The organism is Lysobacter sp. HA18 (assembly GCF_054057595.1).
Genome location: NZ_JBSRZL010000001.1, coordinates 2678312 through 2699963 on the forward strand (window position 1 = coordinate 2678312; position 21652 = coordinate 2699963).

25 protein-coding genes and 1 pseudogene are annotated in these 21652 nt (G+C 67.1%); 8 read left to right on the forward strand and 18 right to left on the reverse strand.

The features are described from left to right. The first annotated feature begins 28 nt into the window (after window positions 1-28). The gene (gene apaG / locus ACVWWW_RS13140; protein ID WP_027082009.1) at window positions 29-412 is read left to right on the forward strand and encodes a Co2+/Mg2+ efflux protein ApaG; all 384 of its coding nucleotides are present in this window, start codon (window positions 29-31) and stop codon (window positions 410-412) included. Window positions 413-419: 7 nt separating this feature from the next. Beyond that, entirely contained in the window at window positions 420-1385 is a 966-nt protein-coding gene (locus ACVWWW_RS13145; protein ID WP_027082008.1) for a symmetrical bis(5'-nucleosyl)-tetraphosphatase, read from the forward strand. Window positions 1386-1436: 51 nt separating this feature from the next. Here the strand turns inward: ACVWWW_RS13145 and ACVWWW_RS13150 are convergent, their stop codons facing one another. From ACVWWW_RS13150 to ACVWWW_RS13190, 9 genes are all read right to left on the reverse strand, one after another. Continuing rightward, complete coding sequence (locus ACVWWW_RS13150) at window positions 1437-1931, reverse strand: dihydrofolate reductase (protein WP_027082007.1); 495 nt, start codon at window positions 1929-1931, stop codon at window positions 1437-1439. Further along, window positions 1931-2725 (reverse strand): thymidylate synthase, encoded by a 795-nt coding sequence (locus tag ACVWWW_RS13155; RefSeq protein ID WP_027082006.1) that lies wholly within the window; start codon window positions 2723-2725, stop codon window positions 1931-1933. Before ACVWWW_RS13155 ends, ACVWWW_RS13150 begins: the two co-directional genes overlap by 1 nt. 1 nt (window position 2726) lies before the next feature. Next, window positions 2727-3602, reverse strand: coding sequence for a prolipoprotein diacylglyceryl transferase (gene lgt, locus ACVWWW_RS13160; RefSeq protein ID WP_027082005.1), 876 nt, complete (start codon window positions 3600-3602; stop codon window positions 2727-2729). 82 nt (window positions 3603-3684) lie between these two features. After that, window positions 3685-4173 (reverse strand): TPM domain-containing protein, encoded by a 489-nt coding sequence (locus ACVWWW_RS13165; RefSeq protein WP_027082004.1) that lies wholly within the window; start codon window positions 4171-4173, stop codon window positions 3685-3687. Next, entirely contained in the window at window positions 4173-5075 is a 903-nt protein-coding gene (locus tag ACVWWW_RS13170) for a TPM domain-containing protein (RefSeq protein ID WP_027082003.1), read from the reverse strand. The genes ACVWWW_RS13165 and ACVWWW_RS13170 overlap by 1 nt, the downstream gene beginning before the upstream one ends. A 10-nt stretch (window positions 5076-5085) precedes the next feature. Further along, complete coding sequence (locus ACVWWW_RS13175; RefSeq protein ID WP_051234723.1) at window positions 5086-5766, reverse strand: LemA family protein; 681 nt, start codon at window positions 5764-5766, stop codon at window positions 5086-5088. Between the two features lie 82 nt (window positions 5767-5848). Continuing rightward, window positions 5849-6580 (reverse strand): TerC family protein, encoded by a 732-nt coding sequence (locus tag ACVWWW_RS13180; protein ID WP_036141024.1) that lies wholly within the window; start codon window positions 6578-6580, stop codon window positions 5849-5851. Window positions 6581-6611: 31 nt separating this feature from the next. Beyond that, window positions 6612-7004 carry a diacylglycerol kinase gene (locus ACVWWW_RS13185; RefSeq protein ID WP_027082001.1) on the reverse strand — a complete coding sequence of 131 codons (393 nt, stop codon included), beginning with the start codon at window positions 7002-7004 and terminating at the stop codon, window positions 6612-6614. A 146-nt stretch (window positions 7005-7150) separates the two neighbouring features. Further along, entirely contained in the window at window positions 7151-8170 is a 1020-nt protein-coding gene (locus ACVWWW_RS13190; protein ID WP_027082000.1) for an isoaspartyl peptidase/L-asparaginase, read from the reverse strand. Window positions 8171-8541: 371 nt separating this feature from the next. Between ACVWWW_RS13190 and ACVWWW_RS13195 the strand changes: the two genes are divergently transcribed. Beyond that, window positions 8542-9729 carry a S8 family peptidase gene (locus ACVWWW_RS13195; RefSeq protein ID WP_051234721.1) on the forward strand — a complete coding sequence of 396 codons (1188 nt, stop codon included), beginning with the start codon at window positions 8542-8544 and terminating at the stop codon, window positions 9727-9729. Window positions 9730-9777: 48 nt separating this feature from the next. Here the strand turns inward: ACVWWW_RS13195 and ACVWWW_RS13200 are convergent, their stop codons facing one another. From ACVWWW_RS13200 to ACVWWW_RS13220, 5 genes are all read right to left on the reverse strand, one after another. Continuing rightward, a complete protein-coding gene (locus tag ACVWWW_RS13200; RefSeq protein WP_027081999.1) occupies window positions 9778-11010 on the reverse strand; it encodes an ABC transporter permease in 1233 nt (410 codons plus the stop codon). Continuing rightward, entirely contained in the window at window positions 11007-11756 is a 750-nt protein-coding gene (locus ACVWWW_RS13205) for an ABC transporter ATP-binding protein (RefSeq protein WP_027081998.1), read from the reverse strand. The genes ACVWWW_RS13200 and ACVWWW_RS13205 overlap by 4 nt, the downstream gene beginning before the upstream one ends. Further along, window positions 11753-13333 (reverse strand): efflux RND transporter periplasmic adaptor subunit, encoded by a 1581-nt coding sequence (locus ACVWWW_RS13210; RefSeq protein ID WP_027081997.1) that lies wholly within the window; start codon window positions 13331-13333, stop codon window positions 11753-11755. The genes ACVWWW_RS13205 and ACVWWW_RS13210 overlap by 4 nt, the downstream gene beginning before the upstream one ends. 79 nt (window positions 13334-13412) lie before the next feature. Continuing rightward, on the reverse strand, window positions 13413-14687 hold the full coding sequence (locus tag ACVWWW_RS13215) for a sensor histidine kinase (protein ID WP_027081996.1): 1275 nt from the start codon (window positions 14685-14687) through the stop codon (window positions 13413-13415). 12 nt (window positions 14688-14699) lie between these two features. Beyond that, window positions 14700-15410: a response regulator transcription factor gene (locus ACVWWW_RS13220; RefSeq protein ID WP_027081995.1), complete on the reverse strand. Its 711-nt coding sequence runs from the start codon at window positions 15408-15410 to the stop codon at window positions 14700-14702. 95 nt (window positions 15411-15505) lie between these two features. On the opposite strand from ACVWWW_RS13220, the pseudogene ACVWWW_RS13225 reads away from it, so the two are divergent. The 3 genes and pseudogenes from ACVWWW_RS13225 to ACVWWW_RS13235 all read left to right on the forward strand — a co-directional run bounded on the left by ACVWWW_RS13225 (window position 15506) and on the right by ACVWWW_RS13235 (window position 16463). Further along, window positions 15506-15845, forward strand: a pseudogene (locus tag ACVWWW_RS13225) (DMT family protein). Window positions 15846-15885: 40 nt separating this feature from the next. Beyond that, window positions 15886-16188, forward strand: a complete 303-nt coding sequence (locus ACVWWW_RS13230; RefSeq protein WP_027081993.1) for a DUF962 domain-containing protein — start codon at window positions 15886-15888, stop codon at window positions 16186-16188. A gap of 71 nt (window positions 16189-16259) precedes the next feature. Then, the gene (locus ACVWWW_RS13235) at window positions 16260-16463 is read left to right on the forward strand and encodes a hypothetical protein (RefSeq protein WP_027081992.1); all 204 of its coding nucleotides are present in this window, start codon (window positions 16260-16262) and stop codon (window positions 16461-16463) included. A 4-nt stretch (window positions 16464-16467) separates the two neighbouring features. Here ACVWWW_RS13235 and mazG read toward each other — a convergent pair whose 3' ends face one another. Genes mazG through nudE form a run of 3 tightly spaced genes read right to left on the reverse strand, consistent with a single transcriptional unit; the run spans window position 16468 to window position 18669 of the window. Then, window positions 16468-17298: a nucleoside triphosphate pyrophosphohydrolase gene (mazG, locus tag ACVWWW_RS13240; RefSeq protein WP_027081991.1), complete on the reverse strand. Its 831-nt coding sequence runs from the start codon at window positions 17296-17298 to the stop codon at window positions 16468-16470. After that, a complete protein-coding gene (cysQ, locus tag ACVWWW_RS13245; RefSeq protein WP_027081990.1) occupies window positions 17295-18128 on the reverse strand; it encodes a 3'(2'),5'-bisphosphate nucleotidase CysQ in 834 nt (277 codons plus the stop codon). Before cysQ ends, mazG begins: the two co-directional genes overlap by 4 nt. Then, window positions 18121-18669 carry an ADP compounds hydrolase NudE gene (gene nudE, locus ACVWWW_RS13250; RefSeq protein ID WP_027081989.1) on the reverse strand — a complete coding sequence of 183 codons (549 nt, stop codon included), beginning with the start codon at window positions 18667-18669 and terminating at the stop codon, window positions 18121-18123. Before nudE ends, cysQ begins: the two co-directional genes overlap by 8 nt. A gap of 44 nt (window positions 18670-18713) precedes the next feature. Here nudE and bioA point away from each other — a divergent pair, with 44 nt between their 5' ends. Both bioA and ACVWWW_RS13260 read left to right on the forward strand, forming a co-directional pair. Continuing rightward, complete coding sequence (gene bioA / locus ACVWWW_RS13255; RefSeq protein ID WP_027081988.1) at window positions 18714-20141, forward strand: adenosylmethionine--8-amino-7-oxononanoate transaminase; 1428 nt, start codon at window positions 18714-18716, stop codon at window positions 20139-20141. Continuing rightward, window positions 20132-20869 (forward strand): 16S rRNA (uracil(1498)-N(3))-methyltransferase, encoded by a 738-nt coding sequence (locus ACVWWW_RS13260; RefSeq protein WP_027081987.1) that lies wholly within the window; start codon window positions 20132-20134, stop codon window positions 20867-20869. The genes bioA and ACVWWW_RS13260 overlap by 10 nt, the downstream gene beginning before the upstream one ends. Window positions 20870-20932: 63 nt before the next feature. On the opposite strand, the gene ACVWWW_RS13265 is transcribed toward ACVWWW_RS13260, so the two are convergent. Beyond that, window positions 20933-21652, reverse strand: coding sequence for a chemotaxis protein CheW (locus tag ACVWWW_RS13265; RefSeq protein ID WP_456998712.1), 720 nt, complete (start codon window positions 21650-21652; stop codon window positions 20933-20935).

Below are 21652 nucleotides of genomic sequence, written 5' to 3' on the forward strand. Positions count from 1 at the left end.
CCCTGCGCGTACACGTAAACTCGGGCGGATGAACGACGGTAATTCTCACGCGATCGGCGTCGAAGTGCAGGCGCATTACGTCGAAAGCGAATCCTCGCCCGATCACGATCGCTACGTGTTCGCCTACACCGTGCGCGTGCAGAACCAGGGCACCGTGGCCGCGCAACTGCTCGGCCGGCACTGGGTGATCACCGATGCGCACGGCCAGGTGCGCGAGGTCGAAGGCGACGGCGTGGTCGGCCATCAGCCGCATCTCGAGCCGGGCCAAGCGTTCGAATACACGTCGGGCGCCGTGCTGGAAACGGATCTGGGCACGATGCGCGGCAGCTACCGCATGCAGGCCGAAGACGGGACGCGCTTCGAAGCGCCGATTCCCGCCTTCACCCTGACCGTGCCGCGCACGCTGCACTGAGCCACGCATGACGGTCTGGGCCATCGGCGATCTGCAGGGCTGCTACGACGCGACGCAGCGCCTGCTCGAACGCATCGCCTTCGATCCCGCGAAGGATCGCCTGTGGTTCTGCGGCGATCTCGTCAATCGCGGCGGGCAATCGCTGGAGACGTTGCGCCTCGTGCATTCGCTGCGCGAGCAGAGCGTCGTGGTGCTCGGCAATCACGATCTTTCGCTGCTCGCCATCGGCGAGCGTCGCGAGGAAGAACAGCGCAAGGTCAATCCGGACCTGCTGCGCATCGTTACCGCGCCCGATCGCGATGAACTGCTCGCGTGGCTGCGCAAGCAGAAGCTGATGCACGTCGACCGCGAACTCGGCTGGTCGATGCTGCATGCCGGCATCGCGCCGAAGTGGACGATCTCGATGGCCGAGCGCCATGCGCGCGAAGTCGAGAAGGTGTTGCACGGCGACCAGTACGGGCGCCTGCTCAAGCACATCTACGGCGATGCGCCGGCGTGGAACCCGCGGCTCGCGGGCATCGACCGCTGGCGCGCGATCATCAACATCTTCACCCGCATGCGCTTCTGCAGCCCGCGCGGGCGCATCAGCTTCGACGACAAGGGCGCACCGGGCACGCAGCCGGTCGGCCTGTACCCGTGGTACTCGGTGCCGGGCCATGCGCCGCGCGACATGAAGATCGTCTGCGGTCACTGGTCGGCACTCAACCTTTTCATCGGTCACGGCGTGCACATGATCGACACTGGCGCGGTCTGGGGCGGCAAGCTCACGGCGTTGCGTCTCGATACCGATGAGCTGCAGCTCACGCAGGTGGCGGGACGCGACGTTCCCGCGCAACCGCCGAAGCCGCGCCCGCAGGGGCGCGATGGTCGACGCGATCGCAATGGTGGTCAGCGGGATCGCGGGCAGCAGCAACAGCAGCAACAGCAGCAACAGCGTCCGCCGCGCAACGATCAGAAGCCGCAGAACGGCTGAGTGCGTCGGCGTTGGTAAGCGTTGCGACGAACACCGTCGCGACGCGAACGATCAGGCGCGTTCGAGATCCACGAAGTCGAATGCGAACGCGTGCTTCGCGTCGGCTGGATGATGTTCGCGAGCGACCTCGCGCCATTGCCCCGCATCGAACTCCGGGAAGTACGCATCCGCGCGGGGTACTGCGGTGTCGACCAGCGTGAGGTGCAGCGTCGTCGCTATCGGCAGCGTCGCCTCGAACACGCCCCGCCCGCCGATGACCGCGAGCTCCGTTGCGCCATCACCGCGTGCGAGTTCGAGCGCAGCATCAATGCTGGTGACCGCGTGCATGCCATCGAACGGCGCACGACCGCTGCGCGTCAGCACGATGTTGCGGCGACCCGGCAACGCGCGGCCGAGCGATTCGGCCGTCAACCGCCCCATCAGGATGGGCTTGCCGATCGTCAGTGCCTTGAATCGCTTGAGATCATCCGGCAGATGCCACGGCAGCTGGTTGTCGACGCCGATCGCGCGATTACGGTCGTAGGCGACGACGAGCGAGATGCGCATCAGACGGCGACCGGCGCCTTGATCGCCGGATGCGGGTCGTAGCCTTCGATCGCGATGTCGTCGAAGCGGAAGTCGAAAAGATCCGTGACGTCGGGATTCATCACGAGCTTCGGCAACGCACGCGGCGTGCGCGTGAGTTGCTCGCGCGCCTGGTCGACGTGGTTGGAATACAGGTGCGCATCGCCCAGCGTGTGCACGAAATCACCGACGCCCAGGCCGCAGACCTGCGCGACCATGTGCGTGAGCAATGCATAGCTCGCGATGTTGAACGGCACGCCGAGGAAGATGTCGCCGCTGCGCTGGTAGAGCTGGCAGCTGAGTTTTCCGTCGGCCACGTAGAACTGGAACATGGTGTGGCACGGCATCAGCGCCATGTGCGGCAGGTCAGCGACGTTCCATGCGCTAACGATCAGGCGGCGCGAATCCGGGTTGCGGCGGATCTCGTCGACGACCCATTTGATCTGGTCGATCTCACTGCCGTCGCTACCGGTCCAGCGTCGCCACTGTTTGCCGTAGACGGGGCCGAGTTCGCCATCGGCATCGGCCCATTCGTCCCAGATGCTGACCTTGTTGTCGCGCAGATAGGCGACGTTGGTCTCGCCTTTCAGGAACCACAGCAGCTCGTGGATGATCGAGCGCAGGTGCAGCTTCTTGGTGGTGACGAGCGGGAAACCCCGCGCGAGATCGAAGCGCATCTGCCAACCGAACACGCTACGCGTGCCAGTGCCGGTGCGATCGCTCTTGACCGTGCCGTGGTCGAGAACGTGTCGCAGCAGGTCGAGATAGGCCTGCATGTCAGCTCGCCTGCGGTGCGGGTTCCAGCGTCGGCTGCCGGCGCGACCACCACAGCCAGAACAGGCCGAGTGCGATCAGCGGCAGGCTCAGCACCTGACCCATCGTTAGCCAGCCCCATGCGAGATAGCCGATCTGCTCGTCGGGCATGCGCACGAACTCGACGAGGAAGCGGAACAGACCGTACAGCAGCGCGAACATGCCGCCGACGGCGTAGCGCGGACGCGGGCGGCTCGAATACCACCACAGGATCGACGCCATGACGATGCCCTCGAGCACCGCCTGGTAGAGCTGGGACGGATGACGCGCGAATGCGTCGAGCGCGCCCTTCGCGTGCAGTTCGCGCAACTGCGCCATCGGCATCGACGCATAGGGCTGATCGAGGCTGCGCGGGAAGATCACGCCCCAGCCGCCGCCGGTGGGCTTGCCCCACAGCTCGCCGCCGATCCAGTTGCCGATGCGCCCGAAGCCGAGGCCCAGCGGTACCAGCGGCGCGACGAAATCCATCGCGTCCATGAAATGCATGCGGCGACGACGACACCAGAACCACACGCCGGCCATGACGCCGAGCAGGCCGCCGTGGAAGCTCATGCCGCCTTCCCAGATGCGGAAGATCAGCAGCGGGTTCTTGAGGAATTCGCCGAACGAGTAGAACAGGATGTAGCCGATGCGTCCGCCGAGCACGACGCCGAGCATCCCGTAGAACAGCAGGTCGCCGAACGCCTGTTCGTCGACACCGGGCAGCCGGCCCTCACGGATGCGGCGACGGCCGAGCATCCAGGCGGCGATGAACCCGAGCATGTACATCACCCCGTACCAGTGCACCTGCACCGGACCGAGGTGGAGGGCGATCGGGTTGATGTCGTGCAGATACGTCATCAGGTCGGGCCGACGTCGGAGAGGCCGCCATTGTCGCCGTTCGGCGGGCCCGCGTCACAGTCCGCGAGCGGCTCGTCGCGAATCAGAGCAGGTGCGGGCGGTCGGGCAGCTCGTTGGTGTCGACGTAACCCGGCGGGCGCGCGAAATGCTGTTCGAGCAGCGCGGAGATCGCCTCGATCGATCGCATGACGCCGCCTTCGGTATCGCCCGCACCCATCGCCGTTTCCAGGCCGTTGCAGATCGCGGCCCATTCGGCGTCGGACACGCGGCCGTTGAAGCCGCGGTCGGCGACGATCTCGATCGCGCGGTCGGCGAGCAGGATGTAGACCAGCACGCCGTTGTTCGCTTCGGTGTCCCATACGCGCAGGCGGGTGAACACTTCGACGGCGCGGTCTCGCGGGCCGTGGTCGACCAGCGCGAGTCGCATCGGCAGCGCGGCTTCGACCGCGAAACAGATCTCGCCGGTGTGGCGTGCCTCGCTCGCGGCGATCGCGGTCGCGATGCGCTCCAGTGCGTCCGGCGGAAACACGCGTGCGGACGAGGGTGCGAACAGATGACGCAATGCACGCATCACCAGCTCCCCGAGGCGCCACCGCCTCCGCTCATGCCGCCGCCACCGCCCCAGCCACCACCGCCGCCGAAGCCGCCTCCACCGAAACCGCCGCCTCCGAAACCGCCGCCGCCCCACCAACCGCCGAAACCGGCGTCACGCGCGTAGCGGACGCGGCGTCCACCGGACAGGCCCATGAAGAGGCCGATCAGCGCGCCGATGCCGCCGATGAAAACGGATGCGAGCAACCATGCGATCGCGCCCGCGGCGATGCCACCCGCGATGCCGCGGAAGAACGCCGGCGTGCCGCCGAAGATGCCGCGCACCATCTGCGCGACGAAGAACGCGGCGATCAGCGCGAACATCGGGTTGCCGTGCTTCGACACTCGTGCGCCGGTCGTGTCCTGCGCGGCCATGGGCGGCGGCAGGGCTTCGCCGTCGATGATCTGCGTCAGCGTTTTAGTCGCTTCGACTAGGCCGCCTGCGTAGTCGTTCTGCTTGAAATGCGGCGCCATGTATTCGTTGATGACGCGGCTTGCGGTCGCGTCGGGAATCGCGCCTTCCAGCCCGTAACCGACTTCGATGCGCGCGCGGTGATCGTCCTTGGCGACGATGATCAGCACGCCGTCGTCAGTCTTCTGGCGCCCGAGCTTGTACTGGTCGTACGCGCGCGTGGCGTATTGCGCGATGTCTTCCGGCTGCGTCGTCGGAATCATCAGGATCTGCAGCTGCGCGCCCTTGCGCTTCTGCAGGTCGAGCGCCTGTTGCTCGAGTTGCTGCTTGGTCGCGACGTCGATCGTGCCGGTGGTGTCGACCACCGGCGATGTCATCGGCGGGATCGCCGCGAGGTTCTGCGCGAGCGCGGTGAGCGTCGTCGCGAACAGGGCGATCGCGACGACGAAGCGGAGAAGACGCGCGCGCATCGGCGTTCGATCAGCCCTGCGGCTGCGTAGCCGGAGCGGTCGTCGTCGGCGCGGCCTGCGGTGCCGGCGCCGCTGCAGGCGCGGCGGGCGTCATGTTCACCGGCGGCGACGTACCGAAGTCGACGGTCGGCGCGTTCGAAATCTGCGCTTCGTTCTCGACGGTGAAGTTCGGCTTGGGCTTGTAGTGGAACATCATCGCCGTCAGGTTCGTCGGGAACTGGCGGATGTAGGTGTTGTAGTCCTGCACCGTCTGGATGTAGCGCTGGCGCTCGACGGTGATGCGGTTCTCGGTGCCTTCCAGCTGCGCCTGCAGCTGCAGGAAGCTCTGGTCGGCCTTGAGTTGCGGATACTGCTCGCTCACCACCAGCAGGCGGCCGATCGCGCTCTGCAGCTGACCCTGCGCGGCCTGGAACTGCGCGAGCGAATTCGGGTCGTTCGCGTTGACGTTGATGCTGCCGACCTTCGCACGCGCTTCGGTGACTTCCGTCAGCACGCGCTCTTCGTGGCTCGCATAGCCCTTCACCGTGTTGACGAGGTTGGGCACCAGGTCCGCGCGGCGCTTGTAGACGTTGAGCACCTGCGACCAGGCGGCGTTCACCGCCTCGTCCTTCTGCTGGATGGTGTTGTAGCCGCAACCGCTCAGCAGCGTGGTGAGCGTGAGCAGCAGAAGGATGTTGAGCAGCTTGCGCATTTCGGGCCTCGGTCGTCGGTCGGCGTCGCCGGCGGAACACCCTCCGGCAGCGGCAATAAATACGACGTGACGGCCGCCTGCGCTAGTGCTCCAGCTGCCGTGCCTGCGCGCGGCGACGCATGGTCAGATTCAGCCCTTCGACCAGGCCCGAGAACGCCATCGAGCCGTAGATGTAGCCCTTCGGGATGTGCAGGCCGATGCCTTCGAGGATCAGGTACGCGCCGACCAGCACGATGAAGGCGAGCGCGAGCATCTTGATCGACGGGTTGGCGTCGATGAAACGGCCGAACGGCTTCGACGCCAGCAGCATCACCGCGACCGCGAGCAGGATCGCCGCGACCATCACGATGCGCTGGTTGGCCATGCCGACCGCGGCGATCACCGAGTCGAGCGAGAACACGATGTCGATGACCGCGATCTGCGCGATCACCAGGCCGAACGATGCAGCCGGCTTGCTGTGCACGTCGGCCTCGTCGCCTTCGCCGACGATGAGGTCGCGGATTTCGCCCGAACCCTTCACCAGTAGGAACAGGCCGCCGACGATCAGCACGAGGTCGCGGACGGAAATGCCGCGGCCGAGAACTTCGAACAGCGGATCGGTGAGGCCGGCCAGCCATGCGAGCGTCAGAAGCAGCGCGATGCGCGTGATGCAGGCGACCGCGATGCCGATGCGGCGTGCGCGGTCACGCGCGACCGGCGGCAAACGGCTCACCGCGATTGAAATGAAGACGAGGTTGTCGATGCCGAGAACGATCTCGATCGTGCTGAGCGTGATCAGCGTGATCCAGGTCTGCGGGTCGAGCAGCATCTCCATCGCGTGGTTCCGTCGTCGTGGGTCGCGCAGTTTACGCGGCGTGCGCTGACAGGCGCGGCAGGAGGATCGCGCCCCAGGTCACCAACGCATTGACCATCATCACGAACACGGCGGCCGAGCCCATGTCTTTCGCGCGGCCGGCGAGCTCGTGGAATTCGGCGCCGTAGCGCTCGATCACCGCTTCGATCGCCGAGTTGAGCAGCTCCATCGCCATCACCGCGAGCATCGAGCCGATCAGCAGCGCGCGTTCGACGCCGGTGTGGCCCAGCCAGACCGCCACGGGCGCGAGCACGACGAACACCCAGACTTCCAAGCGGAACGAGGATTCGTATTTCCACGCAGCCCACAGCCCCTGGAGGGACCAGCGGGTGGCCTGGAGGACGCGCAGCGGATGGCGCGGCAGGTGTCCGACGGTGTCGGCCATGGCGATGCTCTCTTCGACGGCCGGGCCGGGGCACCGCCCGTCCATTCGGCAGTCGAGACGGCGCGGATCCCCGGTCTGCGCCCGCGGCGATTGTGGCACGCGGCCGGCGGCGCGATCGCCCGGGCCGCGCGCGGTTACGCGGGGCGTCAGTCTTCGTGGATAGCGACGCCGCGGCTGCCGTCCGGGCGGATCCAGCCCCGGAACATGCTGCCGCTGTTGAACGGCATCGCGATGTTGCCGTCGCGATCGAGCGCGATTGCGCCACCGTCGCCGCCCATCGCCGGGATGATCTTGTTGATGACCTCGTCCGCCGCCTGCTGGAGCGGCACGTTGCTGTACTCGACGCGCGCGCAGATGTCATGCGCGGCATTGGCGCGAATGTAGAACTCGCCCCAGCCGGTGCCCGATACGCCGCAGCGCTCGTCGGCCCAGGTGCCCGCGCCGATGATCGGCGAATCGCCGACGCGTCCGAACCGCTTGTTGGTCATGCCGCCGGTGCTGGTGCCCGCGGCGATGTGGCCCGCCTTGTCGAGCGCCACCGCGCCGACCGTGCCGAGATAGCGACGCACGTTGCCGTCGTCGGCGGGAATGATCACCGCCTTCGCGTCCGCCTTTTCCTTGCGCTGCGCTTCCTCGAGCTGCTGTCGACGCATGGGCGTGTCGAACCACGTGTTGGGCACGCGCTGGATGTCCTTCTGCGTATCGGCGAATGCCTCGGCGCCTGCGCCCGCGAGCATGACGTGCGGGCTGTGCTCCATCACCGCGCGTGCGAGCTTGATCGGGTTGCGCACGGTGCTGACGCCAGCGACCGCGCCTGCGCGTCGCGTGTGGCCTTCCATGATCGCGGCGTCGAGTTCATGCCCGCCCTTCGCGTTGAACACCGCGCCCTTGCCTGCGTTGAACCGCGGCGACTCCTCGAGCACGAGGATCACGGCTTCCACTGCATCGACCGCCGGGCCGCCCTTCTGCAGCACCGCATTGCCGGCGTCCAACGCGCGATTGAGCGTGTCGCGCAATTCCTTCTGGTCGGCTTCGCTCAACGTTTCCTTCGGCACGAAACCCGCGCCACCGTGGATGACGAGTGCGGTGCGCGGTGGCGTTGAAGCGGTCTGGGCGTTGGCGGTCATGGCGAGGGCGAGCAGCAGCAAAGGTGCGTAGCGACGCATGGGTGAGGCTCCGGTCGGATCGGTCGAGCATAACGGCCGCTAGCACGTCGTTGCGAGCGTCCATTCGACGCTGCAACGCAACACGAATCTTGACCGATCCATCACGACGCTGAAGCTCATAGCGCATCTATAGGAATTACAGCGCGCGCCGGAAACGTCTTGTTTTCCAGAGTTTTCTTCGCGCTCCTCGACTGCTGCTGATCTTTCCTAACGCAGTTCTTCAGCTTCTTCGGCCATCGGTGGTTGACAGCATTCAACCCGCGTTTGGATTGTCACTGCCGCGCCGCCTGCCCGCATTCCTGCTTGCTCGGCGCGATGGTCGACGTCGGACGACGCGACCACCCTCCCCCGAAACTTCTGATGGAGCAGCAATGAACAGCAAGTGCGTCCTCGCGTTCGCCATTTCCGTGGCCCTGGCTTCCTCCGCCGCGCACGCCGGCACCCTCGTCCGTGCGCAGAAGAATCGCATCGACAATCAGTACATCGTCGTGTTCAACCCGTCGCGCCTGTCGGTGCCCGCTGGCCTCGCGCGTGACAAAGGCCTCGCGACCGCGTCCGAGAATTCGGCTGTCGATCTCGCCGCGCGCTTCGGCGGCGACGTGCGCATGGTCTATCGCACCGCCGTGCAGGGCTTCGTCGTGCATGCGCCGGAAGCGGTCATCAGCCGCATGCTGAAGGATCCGCGCGTCGCGTTCATCGAAGAAGACGCGACCGTCACCGCGACCGCCACGCAGAGCGGCGCGACGTGGGGCATCGATCGCATCGACCAGCGCTCGCTGCCGCTCAACGGCACCTACACCTACGACTACACCGGCTCCGGCGTGCACGCCTATGTGATCGACACCGGCATCCTGTCGTCGCATTCGCAGTTCGGTGGACGCGTCGCCTCGGGCTACACCGCGATCAGCGACGGCCGCGGCACCACCGACTGCAACGGGCATGGCACGCACGTGTCCGGCACGATCGGCGGCTCGACCTACGGCGTCGCGAAGTCGGTGACGCTGGTTCCGGTGCGCGTGCTCGACTGCAGCGGCTCGGGCAGCAACTCGGGCGTGATCGCGGGCATCGACTGGGTGCGCACGCATGCGGTCAAGCCTGCGGTGGCGAACATGAGCCTCGGCGGTGGTGCGTCGTCGGCGGTGGATACCGCGGTCAACAACCTGTCGAACGCCGGTGTCGCGGTGGTCGTGGCTGCCGGCAACGACGCCTCGAATGCGTGCAACTACTCGCCGGCGCGTGCCGCGGGTGCGATCACGATCGGTGCGACGACCTCGTCCGATGCACGTGCGTCGTACTCGAACTACGGCGGCTGCGTGGACCTGTTCGGACCGGGCAGCTCGATCACGTCGTCGTGGTACACGAGCAACACTGCGACCAACACGATCAGCGGCACGTCGATGGCATCGCCGCACGTGGCGGGCGCTGCGGCGCTCTACCTGCAGCGTGTTCCGTCGGCGACGCCGTCGCAGGTGCGCAGCTGGCTCACCACGAACGGAACGACCGGTAAGGTCAGCAACCCGGGCAGCGGTTCGCCGAACATCCTGCTGTACTCGCGCTGATATCGATGCGCATGGAAGGCGGCCTTCGGGCCGCCTTCTCTTATTGCGTCACTGCGACCGCAATGCTTCGATCGGGTCGAGTCGCGACGCCTTGCGTGCCGGATAGAAGCCGAAGAACAGGCCGGTCGCGATCGAGAAGCCGGCAGCGAGCAGGATGATGCTGCTGTCGAGTTTCACCGGCAGCGAGCCGAACTTGCCGACCGCCATCGCACCGAGCACGCCGATGCCGATGCCGAGCGCGCCGCCGATCAGCGAGATCAACATCGCTTCGGCGAGGAACTGGCGCTGGATGTCGCGCGGGCCCGCACCGACCGCCATGCGCAGGCCGATTTCGCGGATTCGCTCGGTCACCGACACCAGCATGATGTTCATGATGCCGATGCCGCCGACGATCAGCGAGATGCTCGCGACCGCACCGAGCAGCAGCGACATCAGCTTCGTCGTCTGCGTACGCGTCGCCACGACTTCCGCGATGTTGCGCACGTTGAAGTCGTCCTCGTCACCCGGCTGGATCTTGTGGCGCTGGCGCAGCAGCGCTTCGATCTCGCCCTGCGCGTAGTCGAGGTCTTTCGCATCGCCGACGCCGACCGCGATCTGCATCACCGCGCCGGCCGGGAGCCCCATCGAACCCATCAGTCGGCGGCGCGCCGTCTCGAGTGGCACCACAACGAGATCGTCCTGGTCCTGCCCGAAACCGCCCTGGCCTTTCGACTTCAGCACGCCGGCGACGGTGAACGGCACGCGGCCCAGACGGATCGTCTGCCCGACCGCATCCTCGTCCCCGAACAGTTCGCGTCGCACGGTCTCGCCGATGATCACCGCCTTGCCGCCCGCGTAGTCGGGTTGCTGGAAGCCGGGGCCGCTCGCGATCACCCATTCGTTGATCGAGAACCAGTCGGGCTGCACGCCCTGCCACGACGTCGATGCGTTGTTCTCGGCGAACACCACCTGCGTATTGCCGCGCAGTGTGCCGGCGACGTACTGCACTTCCGGAATCTCGTGACGGATCGCTTCGACATCGCCGTCGGTGAGCGTAAAGAACGAGCTGCCCGACATGCGGACGCCGCCCTGGCCGCGACCCTGGCCGGGTGCGACGTCGAGACGATTGGACCCGAGGCCCGACACGAGCTTGTCGATCTCCGCCTGCGTGCCCTGCCCGACGGACACCATCACGATGACCGCGGCGATGCCGATGATCACGCCGAGCGACGTCAGCGCGCTGCGCAACCAGTTGCCGCGTAGCGAGAAGGTCGCAGTGCGAATGGTCTCGCTGAGCTTCATGTCGCCCCCTCCGTCCACGGACCGGCATGCGCGGGCGGTGCGATATCGGGCACACGTGTTTCATCGGTCTGCGGATGCAGTTCGCCGTCGCGCATCACGAAGACTCGGTCGGCGTGCGCCGCGACTTCCGGATCGTGCGTGATCAGCACGACGGTATGGCCGTCGTCGCGAAGCTGCTTGAACAGCGCAAGGATTTCCTCACCGGTCTTCGTGTCAAGCGCACCGGTCGGTTCGTCGGCCAGCAGCACCGGCGGACGATTGATCAGCGCGCGTGCGATGGCGACGCGCTGCTGCTGACCACCGGACAGTTCGCTCGGACGGTGATGCACGCGCGCACCGAGGCCGACGGCTTCAAGCGCGGCCTGCGCGCGCTGCAAACGCTCGACACGCGGGAGGTCGGCATAGGTCAGCGGCATCGCGACGTTCTCGAGCGCATCGAGCCGTGTCAGAAGGTTGAAACCCTGGAATACGAAGCCGATCGTGCGCAGGCGCAGTTGCGCGCGCTGTTCGGCGTCGAGCGTGGCGACGTCGACGCCGTCACAGAGGTAGACGCCTTCGCTCGGCGTGTCGAGGCAGCCGAGCAGGTTCATCAGCGTCGACTTGCCCGAGCCCGAGGGCCCCATGATCGCGACGAATTCGCCGCGACCGATGTGCAGCTCGACGCCGCGCAGCGCGACGACTTCGGCCTCACTTCCCGGTGAATAGACCTTGCCGAGTCCGCGCGTCTCGATGACGGCGTCGGTCATTTCGTCTTGCGCTCCGCGCCGGTGATCACCGCATCGCCTTCCTTGATGCCGCCGCCGGACACTTCGGTGTACGAGCCATCGCTAGCGCCGAGTCGCGCCATCGTCATCTTCGGAGCGCCGTTGACAAGCAGATAGAGCGGTGCGCGACGCGCCGCGAGCAACTGGTCGATGCCGCGATCCCATGCCTGCTGCTGGTTCGCATCGAGCGTGACGCGGAACGACGAGAACTGCTGCGTCATGCGTTCGGCCATGCGCTGGCGCATCGCCGGATCGCCACCGCCCGACGCGCCGCCCGGCGCACCACCGCCGGTGCGGCCGCCGCCACCGCCCGGCCCGCCGCCGAACAAACGACTGCCGCCGGCCGCGCCGCCTTGGGCTTGCGCCTGAGCCATCCGCGCCTGCTGACGCTGGCGCATCTGCTCGACGGCCGCATCGAACGCCGCCTTCTGCTGCGCATTGAGGTTGAGCGACGTCGCGAGCTTCTGGATGTCGTCGGTCATGCCCATGCGGCCACCGCCGGCACCCGCACCCTGCGCTGCGCCGCCCTGAGTACCGCCCTGCATCGCAGCGGCTTCCTCGTCGGTCGGCTTGTAGCGCAGCGCGGCGTTCGGCACGCGCAGCACGTTGTCGCGGCTGCTGACTTCGATCTCCGCATTCGCGGTCATGCCCGGCAGCAACTTGCCGTCGCGATTGTCGACCTGGATGACCACCGGATACGTCACGACGTTGTTCGTCGTGGTCGCCGACAGACGCACCTGCGACACCTCGCCGACGAAGCGGCGATCCGGATACGCATCAACGGTGAACGTCGCACGCATGCCCGGCGCGACCTGGCCGATGTCGGCTTCGTCGACGGCGAGTTCGATCTTCATCTTCGACAGGTCTTCCGCGAGCTTGAACAGCTCCGGCGCCTGCAGGCTGGCCGCGACCGTCTGGCCCGGTTCGATGCTGCGTGTCAGCACGACGCCGTCGACCGGCGAATGGATTTCGGTGCGACCCAAGTTGAGTCGTGCGGTGCGTGCACCCGCCTGCTGCTGCGCGATCTGCGCACGGTTCGCGGTGAGCGTGGCGCGTGCGCGCTGCAGCGTGGACAGCGCGAGGTCGACATCGGCCTGCGCGACGAGCTTCTGCTTGCCGAGTTCCGCCTTGCGCGTGTAGTCGACCTGCGCATTGCGAAGCGCGGCCTCGGCTTCGGCGGCCGTCGCCTGCGCGGCATTGATCTGCGCGCTGCCCTGCGCGATCTGCGCCTCGTACGTGCTCGGGTCGATGCGCGCGAGCACCTGGCCCTTGTGCACGTGATCGTTGTAGTCGACCAGCACGTCGGTGACCTTGCCGGACACCTCGCTGCCGACGACGACCGTGGAGATCGCGCTCAGCTGGCCCGTCGACGAGATCACGACGCGGATGTCGCCGCGATCGACCTTCGCCGTGCGGTAGCCGCCGTTGGCGTCACCCGCCGCGGCCTTGTGGTGCTTCCAGGCCCAGCCACCGGCCGCGGCTAGCACCACCAGCGCGATGAGGATCATCAGGCCGCGACGGCGCGCGGGACGGGGTACGGCGGAACCGGGTCGACTCATGCGGAAGGTTTCGAAGGCGGATGCAAAGGGGCGTCAACGACTGGCAACGCACGAAAGCGTGCCGCGTTGACAGAGAAGATCAGTGACGGAGCCGGATGGTCGCGACTGTCCCTTCGCCCGGTGCACTCTCCAGTTCCACCGTCCAGCCGAAACGTTCGCCGAGGCGACGCACGATCGACAGGCCGATGCCCATGCCGTCAGCCGCGTCCCGGTCGTGCCGGTAGAAGGCGTCGAACGCCTGCGCCAGCGTTTCCCGGGTCATGCCGACGCCCGTATCGCGCACTTCGATGTGGTCCGGCCCCAGCACCACATCGATGCGGCCCGCCTCGGTGAAGCGGACCGCATTGCTCAACAGGTTGCCGACCATCAGCGACAGCACGCGTCGCGGCGCGTCGATGACGCCCCCGCCTTCATCACGGACCACGATCTCGACCGGTTTGTTCCCGAGGTGCCCGCGCGCGATCTCGACCTGGTCATCGACCACTTCGTGGATGTCGAAGCGCTCGCTTTCGGCTTCGATCTCGGCGTCGCGCGCGAGGATGAAGAACGCGTCGATCACCGACTGCATGTCGTGGCCGGCGCGCTGGATGCGGCCGACCGCGCGTCGCGAACGATCCGGCAGCTCGTTGTCGGCGGCCATGATGTCGGAGGCGACGCGGATCACCGTCAGCGGCGTGCGCAGCTCGTGGCTTGCGTCGCGCGTGAAGCGGCGCTCGCGATCGACGAACTCGCCGACGCGACCGGCCATGCCGCGAAGTGCGTGCGCGAGGCGACGCACTTCCATGCCGGAATCGAGTGGCAGCTGCTGCGGTGACAGCAGGCCCGCGTTCGGCGCGATCGGATCCCAGCGCGACACCACGCTGGCGAGCCAGCTCACCGGCGCGACCATGCGCTTGGACGTGCGGTACGTCAGCCACGCCGAGATGTAAGTGACCAGCAGCGCCAGCAGCAGGCTGAGCCCGCCGGTCCAGAAGATCGCGGAATCGCTGAGCGTCGGATCAAAGACCAGGTACAGCGTGCCGGCCTTGTGGCGCTCGATGAGGTACGCCGGCGACCGCCAGATGGGCACGTGATACCCGGGCCGCATGCCGCGCAGAGACATCGGCACCGCGGCAGTCGAACCGCCGACCGGCACGAAGTACGTCGTCATCCGCGAGTTGTGCGGCAGCGGCGCGGACGGCGACGTTTCGATCGTCGTCCATGCCGATGCCGCTTCGTCACGCAGGCGCGCGGTCAGCAGCACGTGGCGGACACCCAGTTCCGCGCACGCGATGCCAACCGCCATCACCAGGCTCGCGAGGAGAGCCTGGACGATGAACGCAACTTTGATCTTTCGGGGAAGACCGTGCGCCATGCGGTCGCCGGATTACTCCGGCGGCTGCGAGATATCGGCGATGCGGTAGCCGGCCGACTGCACGGTGTGCAGCAGCTGCTTGTCGAACGGCTTGTCGATGGTCTTGCGCAGGTTGTACAGATGGCTGCGCAGGGTGTCGGAGTCCGGCAGGCCGTTGCCCCAGATCTCGCGCTCGATTTCCTGGCGGCTCACCACGCGGGGCGACTCGCGCATCAGGATGGTCAGCAGGCGCAGGCCGATCGGCGAGAGCTGCAGCTCGACGCCGCCGCGGGTCACGCGGAGCGAGGCCGGGTCGAGCACGAGGTCGGCCACCTTCAGGACTTCACCGCCGACCTGGCGGCGCTCGCGACGGATCAGGGCGCGCAGGCGGGCCTCGAGTTCCTGGATCGCGAAGGGCTTGGTCAGGTAGTCGTCGGCGCCGGCGGACAGGCCGGTGAGCTTCTCGTCGAGGGTGTCGCGCGAGGTCAGCATCAGCACCGGGGTCGACTTGCGCGCTTCCTCACGCAGCCGCTTGCACACTTCGACGCCGTCCAGGCGCGGCAGCATCAGGTCGAGCACCAGGACGTCGTAGCTGTTTTCCGCAGCGAGCCGGTAGCCGTCGAGGCCGTCGGCCGCATAGTCCACCTCGAAGCCGCGGCTTTCGAGGTATTCGCCCATCATCTCGGAGATATTGCGGTTGTCCTCGATGATGAGGACGAGGCCGCCGTCGCGATTGGTCTGCATGGTGAGGAGCCCTCCTTCAGTTTTGTGAAAGGTGCCCGGCCGTCAGTCTATGCGCCGTGAAGAAGTCCGATTTCACTCAAAAGACCCTGACCTCGATGAACGCACGAATCCTCAGCCCCCTGCTGCTGCTTGGCTCGAACATTTTCATGACGGCCGCCTGGTACGGGCACCTCAAGTTCAAGAGCGCGGCCGCTCAAGTGGGTGATCCTGATCAGCTGGGGCATCGCCCTGTTCGAGTACTGCCTGCAGGTCCCGGCCAACCGCATCGGCAGCAACGTCTACTCGGCGCCACAGCTCAAGGGCATGCAGGAGATCATCACGCTGGTGGTCTTCGCGATCTTCTCGATCTATTACCTGGGCCAGCCGCTTCGCTGGAACCACTGGGCCGGTTTCGCGTTGATCGTCGTCGCGGGCTGGCTGATCTTTCTCGACTGAAGCCGCCGGCGCATCATCGACGCATGCCCGGAGTGCCGACATGCAGCGCTTTTCCAGCTTCCACGAGTTCTATCCGTTCTATCTCAGCGAGCACGCGAACCCGGTCAGTCGGCGCCTGCACTTCATCGGCAGCTGCGGCGTGCTCGGCTTCATCGTCACGGCCCTGCTGACGCACGATGCGCGCTGGTTCATCGGCGCGCCGCTCTGCGGCTACGGCTTCGCATGGGTCGGTCATTTCGTCTTCGAGAAGAACCGGCCCGCCACGTTCCGTCATCCGCTGTATTCGCTGATGGGCGACTGGGTGATGTTCAAGGACATCCTCACGGGCCGCGTGAAGCTCTGAGCGGCCGCCGAACGGCGATGACGCGAGGTTTTGCAGGGCTACGCTGCAGGCATCCCTCAAGGAGTCGCGCCATGAAGCGTCTCGCGCTCGTCGTCCTGCTTCCGTTCCTCGCCGCCTGTGCCAGTGGCGGGGCATGGAGTTCGAACTCCAACTCGCCCGATGCATCGATGGAAGCGCAATGTCGCGGCGAGACATCGGGTGTCGCCGATGCCAATGCACGCGCGACCGCGTTCCAGGCCTGCATGTCACGCTCGGGCTGGAAGCACAGCCCGTAGCGAATCAGCCGCCGCGTTCCTCGGCTTTCGCGCGGTTCCAGTAGGCGTCCTGCGCGTCGAGATCGAGCGACGCGAGATCGACGCCGTCGGCCGCGGCCATGCGTTCCATCGCGCGGAAGCGTCGTTCGAACTTCGCGTTCGCGCGGCGCAACGCAACGCCGGGGTCGACCTTCGCGTGCCGTGCGAGGTTCGCTGCGACGAATAGCAGGTCGCCGATCTCGTCTTCGAGCCGATCGCGCGCGCCGTCGTCGCCGCTTGCGAGCGATGCGAATTCCACGCGCACTTCGTCGATCTCTTCGTGCAACTTGTCGATGACCGGCGCCGGGCCGGGCCAGTCGAAACCGATCGACGCCGCGCGCTTCTGCAATTTCACCGCCCGCTGCCATTCCGGCAGGCCGCGCGCGATGCCGGCGAGTGCCGACGTATCGGCGTCGCCCTGTGCCGCGCGTTCGTCGCGCTTGATCGCTTCCCAGTTGACGAGCTGCGCATCGGCATCCGCGAACGACGACGCGTCGCCAAAGACATGCGGATGACGACGCACCATCTTGTCGTTGATCGATTCGACGACGTCGGCGAACGCGAACGTGCCCTGCTCTTCCGCCATGCGCGCATGGAAGACCACCTGCAGCAGCAGGTCGCCGAGTTCGCCCTGCAGGTCATGCAGGTCGCCGCGCTCGATCGCATCGGCGACTTCGTAGGCTTCCTCGATCGTGTACGGCGCGATGGTCGCGAAGGTCTGCTGCACGTCCCACGGGCAACCGCCATCGGGACTGCGCAGCTTGGCCATGATCGCGATCAGTGTGGAAACATCGCGCGCGTCGCCGGGCATCGTCATCGCTGCATGACCCTCTGCGCGGCCGCGGTCCAGTCGCGCCACGGCAGTTGCGGGTCGCCGATCGCGATGAAGTCGCCGTTGAGCAGCGTGTCGCGCACGTTGTAGCGCAGCGGCCGGCCGCGCGGATCGACCACCTGCCCGCCCGCGCCTTCGAGAATCGCCTGCCCCGCAGCGGTGTCCCATTCGCAGGTGGGGCCGAAACGCGGATACAGATCCAATGCGCCTTCGGCGATGCGACAGAACTTCAGCGACGAGCCGAGGTTGAGCTGTTCGACGTCGCCGCGTGTGCGCATCGCGTCGATGAAGGCTTCGCTGCGGCCGTCCTTGTGCGAGCGGCTCGCCGCGACATGCATCGGCGATGCGGCAGGCGTGCGGATACGCACGGATTCATCGTCAGCATCGAGACGCGCACGACGCAACGCGCCGTACTCCGCGCCGCCGTGCCATATCACACCCGTCACCGGCGCCTGGATGACACCCCATGTCACGACGCCATCCTCGACCAGCGCGATGTTCACGCTGAACTCGCCATTTCGCTTCACGAACTCGCGCGTGCCGTCGAGCGGGTCGACGATCCAGAGGCGTTTCCACTCGCGACGTACTTCCGGCGCGACCTTGTGCTCGGCTTCCTCCGACAGCACCGGGATGTCGGGCGTCAGACTTGCAAGCCCTTCGGCGATGCAGCGATGCGACGCGAGGTCGGCTTCGGTGAGCGGCGAGGCATCGGTCTTGCGCTCGACATCGAACGACGTGTCGTACACATCGAGAATCGCGCGCGCGGCGTCGACGGCGAGCGCGAGCAGCGACGCGCGCAGGGCGGCATCAATCACGGGACTTCCTCAACCATTCGCGGGTAATGAACAACGCCGCGATGGAGCGGCCTTCGGAGAAATCGTCGCGCAGGATCAACTCGTCGAGTGCATCCAGCTTCCACGGCACGACGTCGAGCGGTTCGGGTTCGTCGCCGGGCAGGCGCTGCTCGTAGAGGTCCCGCGCGATGACGAGCTGCGTCGCATGACTCATGTAGGTCGGGGCCAGCGAAAGTTCACGCAGGCGCAGCAGCGAACGCGCGCCGTAGCCGGCTTCTTCCTTCAGCTCGCGATCCGCGGCTTGCTCGGGTGTCTCGCCGGCGTCGATACGACCTTTCACCAGCCCGAGTTCGTAGCGATGGAAGCCGGCGGCATATTCGCGCACGAGCAGAACGGTCTCGTCGTCGAGCATAGGCACGACAACGACTGCCCCGTGTCCGCGCCCGTGCAGGCGCTCGAACTGGCGACGCTCGCCGTTGCTGAACTCGAGATCCAGCCGCTCCATGCGGTAGGGCCCGGCGTCGTGCTGGGTCACGCCGTGGATGGTCGGCAGCGTCTTCATGCGCGCCTCGACGAAGGGCCGGCGCGACGCGGGATAATGGCGGAATGAACAGGCTCGATCACGACACGATCCTAGCAGGGGCCGGCGAAAGCCCTGCCGATTCCTGGCGACGCCGCGATCTCGACGTCGTCTGGCACCCGTGCACGCAGATGCGCGAGCACCCGCACCTGCTGCCGCTGCTGCCGATCGCGCGCGGCGAGCGCGAATGGCTGGTCGGCATGGACGGGCGCCGCTACCTCGACGCGGTGTCAAGCTGGTGGACCTGCATCCACGGCCACGCCGAGCCGCGCATCGCCGAGGGGATCGCAACGCAGGCGCGCACGCTGGAGCACGTGATCCTCGCCGGTTGCACGCATGCGCCAGCGGTCGAACTGGCCGAGCGTCTTGTCGCGCTCGCACCGAAGCAGCCCGGCCGCGCGCCGCTGGCCAAGGTGTTCTTCGCCGACAACGGCTCGGCCGGCGTGGAAGTCGCCTTGAAAATGGCGTTCCACTGGTTCCGCAACGCGGGCGAGACGCGACGCACCAAGTTCGTCGCGCTGGAAAACAGCTATCACGGCGAAACGCTGGGCGCGCTGGCCGTCGGCGATATTCCGCTGTATCGCCGTGTCTACGCGCCGCTGCTGGCCGAAGCCATGTTCGCGCCGTCGCCCGATGCGTTTCTTACGGCCGACGGCGAAACCGCGGAGCAGCGCGCGCATCGTGCGGCCGATGCGTTGGATGCGCTGCTCGTCGAACATGGCGACAGCGCGTGCGCGCTGATTCTCGAACCGCTGGTGCAATGCGCGGGCGGCATGCGCATGCACCACCCGGCGTATCTGCGCCGCGCGCGTGAGATTTGCGACGCACACGGCGTATTCCTGATCGCCGACGAGATCGCGGTCGGCTTCGGTCGTACCGGCACGATGTTCGCCTGCGAACAGGCGGGCATCGCGCCGGACCTGCTCTGCCTGTCGAAAGGGCTCACCGGCGGGTCGTTGCCGCTCGCCGCGGTTCTGGCGACGCAGCGCATCTACGACGGATTCCTCGACGACTCGCGCGATCGAGCCTTCCTGCATTCGCACAGCTACACGGGCAACCCGCTGGGCTGCGCCGCTGCATTGGCGTCGCTGTCGATCTTCGAGAGCGATGACGTGCTCGCGCGGAATGTCGCTACCTCCCGCAAGATGGCCGAGCGCGCGGCGTCGTTCCGCACGCATCCGAACGTCGTCGATGTGCGACAGACCGGCATGATCGTCGCGATCGAACTCTCGGCCGACCGCGAAGCCGCCGACGGCACCGCAGTGGAAATCGCCGGACGTCGCGGCCTTCGCGCGTATCGCGAGGCGATCGCGCGCGGCGTGCTGCTGCGCCCGCTCGGCGACGTCCTCTACTGGTTCCCGCCTTACTGCGTCGGCGACGACGCGCTCGACCTGCTCGCCGACACCACGCGACACGCGATCGATGCGGCGTTCGGAGACCCGACATGCGCATGACCCGCGTCCACGTCGCGCAGCCGTTGTCGACGGGCGCCGAGATCACCTTGCCCGAAGGCCCGGCGGCGCACCTCACGCGCGTGCTGCGGCTCGGCGCAGGCGATGCCTGCATCGTGTTCAACGGCGACGGCAATGACTACGCGGCGACGCTGCTCGCGGTCGGCAAGCGCGATGCACGCCTGCTCATCGGCGACGCGACGCCAGTCGATCGTGAATCCCCGCTGCGCATCACACTGCTTCAGGGCGTGGCGAAGGGCGAAAAGATGGACCTGATCCTGCAGAAGGCGACGGAGCTCGGCGTCGACACGATCCTGCCGGTGTGGTCGCAGCGCAGCGACGTGAAGCTGGACGGCGATCGCGCAGTTAAACGCCTCGATCACTGGCGCAGCGTGGTGGCGTCGGCCTGCGAACAGTGCGGGCGCGCGATGGTGCCGGATGTCGCGGCGCCCGTGACGCTGGCCGCGGCGCTCGCAGCGCTCGAACCGCACACGATGCGCTTGCTGCTGGATCCCGAAGGCACGCGTTCGCTGCGAACGATGGCGCTCGATGATGCGTCGTCGATCTGCATCGCCGTCGGGCCGGAAGGCGGTTGGTCGCCACTGGATCGCGAGCAACTGCGTGCCGCGGGTTTCGACGGTCTGCGCCTCGGGCCGCGCATCCTGCGCACCGAAACCGCCGGGCTCGCGGCGATCGCCGCGTTGCAGGCGCGCTTCGGGGACCTCGTCTGAGCTGATCGTCAGAACGAGAAAGGCCGCCCGAAGGCGGCCTTTCATCGCAGCAACGCGGCTGCGTTACGCCGCCTCGCGAACCTCGCGCAGGCGCTGCTCGATCTGCAGCAGGTCGGGCAGCAGCGCCGGTTCTTCGTTGAGGCGGACCAGCGCCTGCACGCCCGCCGGCAGGTCGCCGTCCTGCGACTCGACGCTGAGCGCGCTGCGCGACACGGTGACCAGGCGCGGGAAGCCCTGCGTCACGATCGCGAAGAACGGAATGCGCGTGTCGCCGCCGAGTGCCTTCAGCACGATGACCTTCGTGCCGAGGCCCGGATTGTCGTCGCCGATACCGGCCATGCGCGCGAACGCGACCAGCGGAATCTGCCAACCGCGCCAGCGGAAGCGACCGAGCAGCCAGTCCGCGCCCGCGCCCTCTTCCGGCTCGGCGTAGGACAGCACCTCCGCGATCGTCGCGTTCGGCAACAGCAGTCGACCGCCCGCCACCTGGATGAGCACGCCGCGGATGTCGGCCGATTCCTGCATCCAGCTCGGCTGCGCCGGACCCACTGGCGTGTAGACGGTGGGGACGGCATCGTCCGTGTCCGGCTCGACGCTGCCCATCGCGACCGCCTGCGACAGCGCGACGTCGACGGCCGTGTCGGCATCCGCCAAGGCGTCGATGTCATCCGTGTCTTCGATCTCGTCATCGTGCGCCGCGGCCGTCTGCTGACCGAGCGGGGCGACGGCGACCGGCCCGCGCGGCGGATTCGGTTGACGGTTGCGGTTCTTCTTCTTGGACAC

Excerpts from the sequence above, each read along its gene's own strand:
- ACVWWW_RS13200 (WP_027081999.1), bottom strand. The coding sequence starts at position 11,010 with ATGAAGCTCAGCGAGACCATTCGCACTGCGACCTTCTCGCTACGCGGC.
- bioA (WP_027081988.1), top strand. The coding sequence starts at position 18,714 with ATGAACAGGCTCGATCACGACACGATCCTAGCAGGGGCCGGCGAAAGC.
- lgt (WP_027082005.1), bottom strand. The coding sequence starts at position 3,602 with ATGACGTATCTGCACGACATCAACCCGATCGCCCTCCACCTCGGTCCG.
- ACVWWW_RS13230 (WP_027081993.1), top strand. The coding sequence starts at position 15,886 with ATGCAGCGCTTTTCCAGCTTCCACGAGTTCTATCCGTTCTATCTCAGC.
- ACVWWW_RS13210 (WP_027081997.1), bottom strand. The coding sequence starts at position 13,333 with ATGAGTCGACCCGGTTCCGCCGTACCCCGTCCCGCGCGCCGTCGCGGC.
- ACVWWW_RS13215 (WP_027081996.1), bottom strand. The coding sequence starts at position 14,687 with ATGGCGCACGGTCTTCCCCGAAAGATCAAAGTTGCGTTCATCGTCCAG.
- ACVWWW_RS13145 (WP_027082008.1), top strand. The coding sequence starts at position 420 with ATGACGGTCTGGGCCATCGGCGATCTGCAGGGCTGCTACGACGCGACG.
- ACVWWW_RS13220 (WP_027081995.1), bottom strand. The coding sequence starts at position 15,410 with ATGCAGACCAATCGCGACGGCGGCCTCGTCCTCATCATCGAGGACAAC.
- ACVWWW_RS13150 (WP_027082007.1), bottom strand. The coding sequence starts at position 1,931 with ATGCGCATCTCGCTCGTCGTCGCCTACGACCGTAATCGCGCGATCGGC.
- ACVWWW_RS13195 (WP_051234721.1), top strand. The coding sequence starts at position 8,542 with ATGAACAGCAAGTGCGTCCTCGCGTTCGCCATTTCCGTGGCCCTGGCT.
- ACVWWW_RS13205 (WP_027081998.1), bottom strand. The coding sequence starts at position 11,756 with ATGACCGACGCCGTCATCGAGACGCGCGGACTCGGCAAGGTCTATTCA.
- ACVWWW_RS13175 (WP_051234723.1), bottom strand. The coding sequence starts at position 5,766 with ATGCGCAAGCTGCTCAACATCCTTCTGCTGCTCACGCTCACCACGCTG.
- ACVWWW_RS13180 (WP_036141024.1), bottom strand. The coding sequence starts at position 6,580 with ATGGAGATGCTGCTCGACCCGCAGACCTGGATCACGCTGATCACGCTC.
- ACVWWW_RS13260 (WP_027081987.1), top strand. The coding sequence starts at position 20,132 with ATGCGCATGACCCGCGTCCACGTCGCGCAGCCGTTGTCGACGGGCGCC.
- ACVWWW_RS13185 (WP_027082001.1), bottom strand. The coding sequence starts at position 7,004 with ATGGCCGACACCGTCGGACACCTGCCGCGCCATCCGCTGCGCGTCCTC.
- ACVWWW_RS13165 (WP_027082004.1), bottom strand. The coding sequence starts at position 4,173 with ATGCGTGCATTGCGTCATCTGTTCGCACCCTCGTCCGCACGCGTGTTT.
- ACVWWW_RS13170 (WP_027082003.1), bottom strand. The coding sequence starts at position 5,075 with ATGCGCGCGCGTCTTCTCCGCTTCGTCGTCGCGATCGCCCTGTTCGCG.
- mazG (WP_027081991.1), bottom strand. The coding sequence starts at position 17,298 with ATGACGATGCCCGGCGACGCGCGCGATGTTTCCACACTGATCGCGATC.
- ACVWWW_RS13235 (WP_027081992.1), top strand. The coding sequence starts at position 16,260 with ATGAAGCGTCTCGCGCTCGTCGTCCTGCTTCCGTTCCTCGCCGCCTGT.
- nudE (WP_027081989.1), bottom strand. The coding sequence starts at position 18,669 with ATGAAGACGCTGCCGACCATCCACGGCGTGACCCAGCACGACGCCGGG.
- ACVWWW_RS13190 (WP_027082000.1), bottom strand. The coding sequence starts at position 8,170 with ATGCGTCGCTACGCACCTTTGCTGCTGCTCGCCCTCGCCATGACCGCC.
- apaG (WP_027082009.1), top strand. The coding sequence starts at position 29 with ATGAACGACGGTAATTCTCACGCGATCGGCGTCGAAGTGCAGGCGCAT.
- ACVWWW_RS13155 (WP_027082006.1), bottom strand. The coding sequence starts at position 2,725 with ATGCAGGCCTATCTCGACCTGCTGCGACACGTTCTCGACCACGGCACG.